This is a genomic window from Alteromonas ponticola, from assembly GCF_012911815.1.
Classification (GTDB): domain Bacteria; phylum Pseudomonadota; class Gammaproteobacteria; order Enterobacterales; family Alteromonadaceae; genus Alteromonas; species Alteromonas ponticola.
This window is the reverse complement of the sequence record NZ_JAATNW010000009.1, coordinates 111,881-119,015: the sequence shown is the minus strand read 5'-3', so window position 1 is coordinate 119,015 and position 7,135 is coordinate 111,881. Positions and strand designations below refer to the sequence as shown.

The window sequence follows — 7,135 nt, the reverse complement described above, 5'->3', positions numbered from 1 at the left end:
ATCTGAGCCATGATCAAACTCTTCAATTAAAATCGAAAAACTATATATATGAATCGTCGGTTGACACTCTTAACGAGTGCCCACACAGATTGTCTTGTTATAAATTGTTAAAGAGCAATTTTGTCAATCGGACTTGCCGATTGGCACGCTTTTCAGCTTTTTGCTTTCCAGCGTTGCTTCAGGTTCTCCCCGAAGCGGGACGCGCATTCTACGCGTTTGGTTTTCAGTGTCAACATGTTTTTTTCAAATTTTCTCAAACTTGTTTAACCGTCTTCACCTCGTTCTAATTTGCCCGTAGGCCCCTCAAAACGTGGAGCGCATTCTACGCATCTAATTTTATCCGTCAACACCTTTTTTAACTTTTTTGACCTTTTGCCTAAATTTTGACTCAAACCCCTATAATTGTTAAAAACATGATCGGCAAACAACCACTTATGAGCCCTTTTATATAAGAATTGTCGAAAATATAAATAAGAGGTAAACTATCCAAAGCCTCCAAAGATACATTAAAAACACAATAAGGTAGGTTTATGAAAGTAGGCTTTATACAGTGCGCCTTAATCAGCGCCATTTTTGCAATAGCAGGATATCTGGTTTTCACATCTACAGGCTACAATGCGAGTCTCCCGGTGACTGTAGCGGTTTCGCTATTAGTAAGTGGGATAGTGACGCCGTGGTTAGCGTCGTTGTTCAGTAATTCCAGTTCATCTTCTTCGTCCTCCTCTTCTCAGGAAACTGCAACTTTATATGTAGGGAATCTTCCTTATAAAGCTAACGAAGATGCAGTAAAGGAGTATTTTAAAAACTATATTGATGTTCAATCTGTTCGTTTGATGAAGGATCGCAGAACCGGTAAACGTAAAGGGTATGGTTTTATTGAAGTATTAACCAGTGACGTTGACAGTGCGATTAGCAAACTCAACGACAAAGTTTTTCTTGAACGTACTCTGAAAGTCAGAGCTGCAAAAGATAAAATTGCCGTTGAATAATCAACTCCAGCTGGTTCTATAAAAAAACCTGGCATTGCCAGGTTTTTTTTTAATTACGCATCAGCTTCACTAGGCACCGGGGTGGGCATTGCATTAACCAATCGTTTATTAAACTCATTAAAACGGTTAATTGCCGAAACTAAGTCAGGTACCTGAACGTCTTCCATTTCGCTGATTAATCCATTCACCAGACTACCGTACTCGTTTCCACTTTCCAGCTTTTCCTCGGCCTTATTGAGTAGTTCCATCATTTTGTCCATATATTTGGCGATGGAGTTAATCACGTTACCATTTCCCAGCGACCCTTCGCTGTCTTCTTTAAAGTTTTTAACGTTTTGATAAGCTTGAGTTACCTCAGTCTGCTTTGTATGGTTTAACTGCATGGCGAAACCAGCCAGTTCTTCATCATTAAAGCCAACTTTTAACGCTTGATCGAACGCTTTGTCCAAATCACCGGAAAAAAAGGTGTCAGCGAGATCATGAGCTTGCCCGACTAAGTCGGCTATTGCCTCCATCTCGTCTTCATCCAGTTCACCTTTCAAGGAAAAGCTGATACCGGTTTTTTCATAAAAAGAATAGCTTTGCAGATTGGCAAGCGACCCCGCATTGTCTGAGTTGTCACTCACTACATTTTTATCTCCGACTGCAGTAAATGATTGCTGACTATATTGAAACTGTCGCAGACTCTCAAAACTCAACGTTAGTTCATCACCATCTTTAGTACGAATTAACATGGCGCCATCTTTACTTTCTCTCGCCGCCAGGCTTGCTGACTGAACATTTTGCGTAGCGTTGGTACTATTCTTTTGGTCTGAGCCCAATAAACGCTTCTCCAAATCATCAAGCCTATCGCCTATTAAACTGCGACTGCGATCGATACCCTCTGCGATGTCATCATTCATCAACCCACCGATATCTTTTTCAGCTAACGCGATGCCTTTTGCGACACCTTCACGAGCCTGGCCGATCAGTTCACTCAGCTTTTCAGACGATGCGCCGCTTTTCGCAGCACCATTGATTACGTTGCCGACAAACTTCATTACGTTTTTCGCAATTTCTTCAAAATCAAACAGTGAGGACTTCTTTTCGTTATCTGCGCCAGCGTCAGATTTGTGACTTTTTGCGGAGTTTTGTTTGCCGTCGAGTACCACGGCATTATCCAATGCCTGACTCAACATCTTCATACCGATAGTCGTTTGCGTGCTGCTGACACTGACTTTTGCGGCTTGCTGCTGTTGAAACTCTGCGGCCTGGCGTAACCCTTCTTCCTGCAACTGTTTTTTGATAGCCTTATCCGGGTTGACAGCAGGCTGCTGCTCACCAAGAAACGCCTTCATTTGACCCACGTTCATAATTTGATCCTCACTAACCTCAACTTATTATCGGCCGTGTTGCTGAATAGTTTAGTTTATGTACGATAATTATTGAAAATACGTCTGAAGATTGCAGTGAACCTGAAACTGATTACAATGCGTCTCCTGACGTAAATGAGGTGACCCAATGACACGCGAGCAACTAAATAGCGAATACACAGAGCAATTACATGAGAAAACCACTCGGTTAACTCAATTGTTGTCGCCTTTTGACGCTCCAACCCCCGCCGTCTTTGCGTCTTCGCCAGAGCACTTTCGCATGCGCGCCGAATTCAGGGTGTGGCATGAGGGCGATGATTTGTATCACATTATGTTTGATCAACAGAGCAAAGCAAAATATCGCGTAGACCAGCTACCGGCCGCTTGCACAACTATTAATCAGGCAATGACTGCATTGATCAATGAAATTCGCCATATGCCTACCTTGCGACGCAAGCTATTTCAGGTTGATTATCTGTGCGGCTTAAGTAACGAACTGGTGATTAGTCTGCTCTACCACAAACAACTTGATACTGAGTGGGAAAAGGCAGCACGCGAGTTAAAGCAGACACTGTCTCAGCAGTTTAGTGTGAATCTAATCGGTCGGGCGCGCAAACAGAAAGTAGTAATTGACCAGGATTATATCGTCGAAAGCCTGCCCATCAATGGAACAAATTACTTTTTTAAGCATATTGAGAATAGTTTTACTCAGCCCAATGCAGAAGTGAACTGCGATATGATCGAGTGGGCATTGTCGGTATGCGGTGATACATCGTCTGATTTACTCGAATTATATTGCGGCGCGGGAAACTTCTCGTTGCCTCTCGCACAGAAGTTCAGACGGGTCATTGGCACTGAAATCGCCAAGCCTTCTGTGGCGGCCGCTCAATACAGTATCCAACGCAATCAAATTGACAATGTAGAGATTGTCAGACTGTCTGCAGAGGAGTTTGTTGAAGCGATACAGGGAAAGCGGGAATTCTCGCGACTGAAAGGAATCGACCTTACCACCTACGACTTTTCAACCGTGTTGGTTGACCCACCCCGTGCTGGTCTGGATCCCGACTCAACAGCCATGATCCAGGCCTACAATGAGATAGTCTATATATCCTGTAATCCTGAAACGCTGAAGGACAACTTAACACAACTGTACCAGACCCATGAAATAGAAGCCTGTGCGCTGTTTGACCAGTTCCCGTTTACGCACCATATCGAAGTGGGTGTAAAACTAAAACGGCGAGCTTGCTGATTGTCCGAAGTTAGTTTCTGTAGATTACCGCGCCATGCTGCACAAAACGTAATTGAGATTTGACGCGATTGCCAATCTCTTTACGCAATGGCACATCAGCTTCAAGTGCTTCCGCTCCTGCGCTAAATACCAGTCTGACCATAGCTTCTGCTTGCAGGCTCGCCAATTGGTGATCAACGTTTTGCTGTTCAATAATGTAGTCGGTTAACTCTTCAATAAAGTGCTGAATTTCGCGCAATACCGCCATACGGTAAGCCGCTGACGTACCCGTATGTTCACGCAACAACAAACGAAACACGTTGGTATTTGCCGTGATAAATTCCATAAAGGTGTCAACCGAAGTATCTATGACCCCGCCGCCAGTTTCGATGCGACGCCTTGCTTGCCGCATTAATTGCCGTAAAGCCAGGCCAGCCTCATCTACTAATGTCAGACCGAGCTCATCAATATCTTTAAAGTGGCGATAAAAGGAGGTGGGCGCGATACCAGCGGCGCGTGAGACCTCCCGTAAACTTATTGCAGACAGGCTGCGGTTTTCATCCAGTAAGGTGAAGGCGGCATTAATAATATTTTGTCTGGTTTTAAGTTTTTGTTCCTGACGGCTCACTGTTGGCACTGCTCCTTAATAAATCAATGCAGATGATAACCTAAAAAATTGAATTCGTAAGGCAATTGTAGGTTTGACCCATTTCGCTAACTTAATTTAATAAATAATTAATTCGATAACCTTGCCTAACGCGCACGAAAACGTTAAATTAGCGTACAGTTGTAAGCTGAGATTTATACATGCAAAGACCTCCTTTAATTTTGACTAATGCTATCGTTTTTATCGTCACGGCCCTGATCGCCTTTGTCGGCGTCCCTGTTTGGGCGTTCGCGTATGGAATCGATACCGCAGAAATCGTTGCAGCTGTAGTGCTGTTTTTCTTTACCGGCATGTCGATTACCGCTGGCTACCACAGACTTTGGTCGCATAAAACTTATGATGCCAATATTATTGTCAGAGCTGTATTGGCGGTGGGTGGTGCGATGGCGCTGCAGAACAGTATTCTTCACTGGTCGTCAGACCACCGTGTTCATCATCGCCATGTTGATGATATTGATGACGATCCCTACTCGGCTAAGCGCGGCCTGTGGTTTGCCCATATAGGCTGGATGCTGCGTGAGTACCAGACCAAGCGCTATTCCGATTACAGTAATTGTCGAGACCTGCAAAGAGATCCGGTAGTGATGTGGCAACACAAGTACTACTTGCCTATTGTGCTGGCTGCAAATTTTGGTATTACCGGTTTTCTAGGCTGGTTGAACGGCGATATTCTGGGCATGATTCTGGTAGCTGGGGTACTACGTTTGGTACTGGTGCATCACGTCACGTTCTTCATAAATTCATTAGCCCACTTTTGGGGCAAGCAACCGTTTACTGACACCAATACCGCAAAAGACAATGGCATTATTGCACTGTTCACATTTGGTGAGGGTTACCATAATTTTCATCATATTTTTGAATACGACTATAGAAACGGTATCAAGTGGTGGCAGTATGATCCAACCAAATGGTTAATCCGTGGCTTGTCATTTGTTGGCCTAACAACAAACCTGCGTCGCTGCCCGGAAGAACGTATAGAAAAAGCCAAATTACAAATGAAATTGAAAAATGCCAATGATAAGTTGTCGCATCTACCCAATGCTCAGGAGATCCTGACCAAAGTTCACGAAGAGTATGATTTACTGATTGAACGAATGACTGAGTATTACACCACCAAGAAGCGTTTGGTAGCAATTAAACAAAAATGTCTGCAACGCAGCGTTGAGCGCCTCGAACTTGATTTTAAATACAAAGAATTAAAGCAGTCGCTGCAATTGCAAAAGCAGAAGTGGTTGCAACTGCATGATCTATCTTTAAGTATTGCGTAATTGCAATTTTATTCGCTGTTGAAGCCTGGCTACTTGCCAGGCTTTTTTTATTCTATTTTTCCGCTTACGAAAAAGTTGTGTTGTCTCAATAGCTTGATAAACTTCTCTCTAATCTCTATTGGAGGTCAATTCGTAGCAACCCTGTGAGTAAGTAAAGGTAAACGACGCCATGACTAAGAAAACCGCTGTCTCTAAAAAGCCCTATGACTTTGATGCCATCGTAATAGGAACAGGCCCGGGGGGCGAAGGCGTTGCTATGCAATTAGCAAAAGCTGGCAAAAATGTGGCTATTATTGAGCGCTACAAGTCGGTTGGCGGTGGTTGCACTCATTGGGGCACGATCCCTTCTAAAGCGCTGCGACATTCAGTAAATCGTTTGATTGAATACAATACCACGCCATTGTTTTCTGATAACCATACTAATCATACGCTGACTTTCTCTGAGGTAATGCGGCAGGCCAGTGGCGTCATCAAAAATCAGGTCCGTTTGCGCTCCTCTTTTTATGATCGCAATCGGGTATCGCTTTATCATGGCGAAGCCAGCTTTGTAGATAAAAATACGCTTAAAGTAGTACGTGCAGATGGCTCCGAAGACACACTGACCTCTAAACAGTTTGCCATTGCCACAGGCTCGCGGCCCTATTGCCCTGAAGACATTGATTTTAGTCATCCACGTATTTACAACTCCGACACCATCTTGTCCCTTGATCATGATCCGAAGTCCATCATCATTTATGGTGCAGGAGTAATTGGTTCCGAATATGCCAGTATATTCCGTGGTATGGGTGTTAAGGTCGATCTGGTCAATATGCGCGATCGCTTACTGTCTTTTTTGGATGCAGAGATTTCTGATGCATTAAGTTACCACTTGTGGAACAACGGCGTGGTCATTCGCCATACTGAAGCCTATAAATCAGTTGAAGGACGGGATGATTGCGTTATTTTAAATTTAGAATCCGGTAAGCGAATGCGTGCCGATTGTTTACTCTTTGCTAATGGACGCACCGGCAATACTGACATGCTGAACTTAAGTAACGTCGGCCTTGAGGCGGACTCTCGCGGTCAGTTAAAAGTGAATAAAAATTATCAAACTGAGGTGGATAATATATTTGCGGTCGGCGACGTTATCGGCTACCCGAGTCTGGCCTCAGCGGCATACAATCAAGGCCGTTTCGCGGCTGAAGCCATGTTGGAGGGGGCGACGGATGATCGCATGGTGGAAGATATTCCCACCGGTATTTACACCATTCCTGAAATCAGTTCGGTGGGTAAGACCGAGCAGGAACTTACAGCCCACAAAATTCCTTATGAAGTCGGCCGCGCCCAATTTAAGCATCTTGCGAGAGCACAAATAGCTTCAACCAAGGTGGGAAGCTTAAAAATCCTGTTTCACCGCGAGACCAAAGAGATTTTAGGGATCCATTGTTTTGGTGAACGCGCTTCAGAGATTGTGCATATCGGGCAAGCCATAATGCAACAAAAAAATGGAGGCAATACGTTGGATTATTTTGTGAATACAACGTTCAACTACCCAACAATGGCAGAGGCATATCGCGTGGCAGCCTTAAATGGTTTGAATCGAATTTTTAATGACTGAATCACTAAAAGCGTAAGGCTTGATAACCCACACG

General features: G+C 44.1%; 6 protein-coding genes. 4 read left to right on the top strand and 2 right to left on the bottom strand.

From position 1 onward, the window contains the following. Window positions 1-530: 530 nt before the first annotated feature. Window positions 531-989, top strand: a complete 459-nt coding sequence (locus tag HCJ96_RS15720; protein WP_169212039.1) for an RNA recognition motif domain-containing protein — start codon at window positions 531-533, stop codon at window positions 987-989. A 53-nt stretch (window positions 990-1,042) separates the two neighbouring features. On the opposite strand, the gene HCJ96_RS15715 is transcribed toward HCJ96_RS15720, so the two are convergent. Continuing rightward, on the bottom strand, window positions 1,043-2,341 hold the full coding sequence (locus HCJ96_RS15715) for a DUF5610 domain-containing protein (RefSeq protein WP_169212038.1): 1,299 nt from the start codon (window positions 2,339-2,341) through the stop codon (window positions 1,043-1,045). 148 nt (window positions 2,342-2,489) lie between these two features. Between HCJ96_RS15715 and trmA the strand changes: the two genes are divergently transcribed. Beyond that, window positions 2,490-3,590: a tRNA (uridine(54)-C5)-methyltransferase TrmA gene (gene trmA, locus HCJ96_RS15710; protein ID WP_169212037.1), complete on the top strand. Its 1,101-nt coding sequence runs from the start codon at window positions 2,490-2,492 to the stop codon at window positions 3,588-3,590. Window positions 3,591-3,600: 10 nt separating this feature from the next. On the opposite strand, the gene fabR is transcribed toward trmA, so the two are convergent. Next, window positions 3,601-4,197, bottom strand: a complete 597-nt coding sequence (gene fabR, locus HCJ96_RS15705) for an HTH-type transcriptional repressor FabR (RefSeq protein ID WP_169212044.1) — start codon at window positions 4,195-4,197, stop codon at window positions 3,601-3,603. Between the two features lie 179 nt (window positions 4,198-4,376). On the opposite strand from fabR, the gene HCJ96_RS15700 reads away from it, so the two are divergent. Both HCJ96_RS15700 and sthA read left to right on the top strand, forming a co-directional pair. Continuing rightward, the gene (locus HCJ96_RS15700; RefSeq protein WP_169212036.1) at window positions 4,377-5,504 is read left to right on the top strand and encodes an acyl-CoA desaturase; all 1,128 of its coding nucleotides are present in this window, start codon (window positions 4,377-4,379) and stop codon (window positions 5,502-5,504) included. 169 nt (window positions 5,505-5,673) lie between these two features. Beyond that, complete coding sequence (sthA, locus tag HCJ96_RS15695) at window positions 5,674-7,101, top strand: Si-specific NAD(P)(+) transhydrogenase (protein ID WP_169212035.1); 1,428 nt, start codon at window positions 5,674-5,676, stop codon at window positions 7,099-7,101. Window positions 7,102-7,135 lie beyond the last annotated feature (34 nt).

Excerpts from the sequence above, each read along its gene's own strand:
- sthA (WP_169212035.1), top strand. The coding sequence starts at position 5,674 with ATGACTAAGAAAACCGCTGTCTCTAAAAAGCCCTATGACTTTGATGCC.
- trmA (WP_169212037.1), top strand. The coding sequence starts at position 2,490 with ATGACACGCGAGCAACTAAATAGCGAATACACAGAGCAATTACATGAG.
- HCJ96_RS15700 (WP_169212036.1), top strand. The coding sequence starts at position 4,377 with ATGCAAAGACCTCCTTTAATTTTGACTAATGCTATCGTTTTTATCGTC.
- HCJ96_RS15720 (WP_169212039.1), top strand. The coding sequence starts at position 531 with ATGAAAGTAGGCTTTATACAGTGCGCCTTAATCAGCGCCATTTTTGCA.
- HCJ96_RS15715 (WP_169212038.1), bottom strand. The coding sequence starts at position 2,341 with ATGAACGTGGGTCAAATGAAGGCGTTTCTTGGTGAGCAGCAGCCTGCT.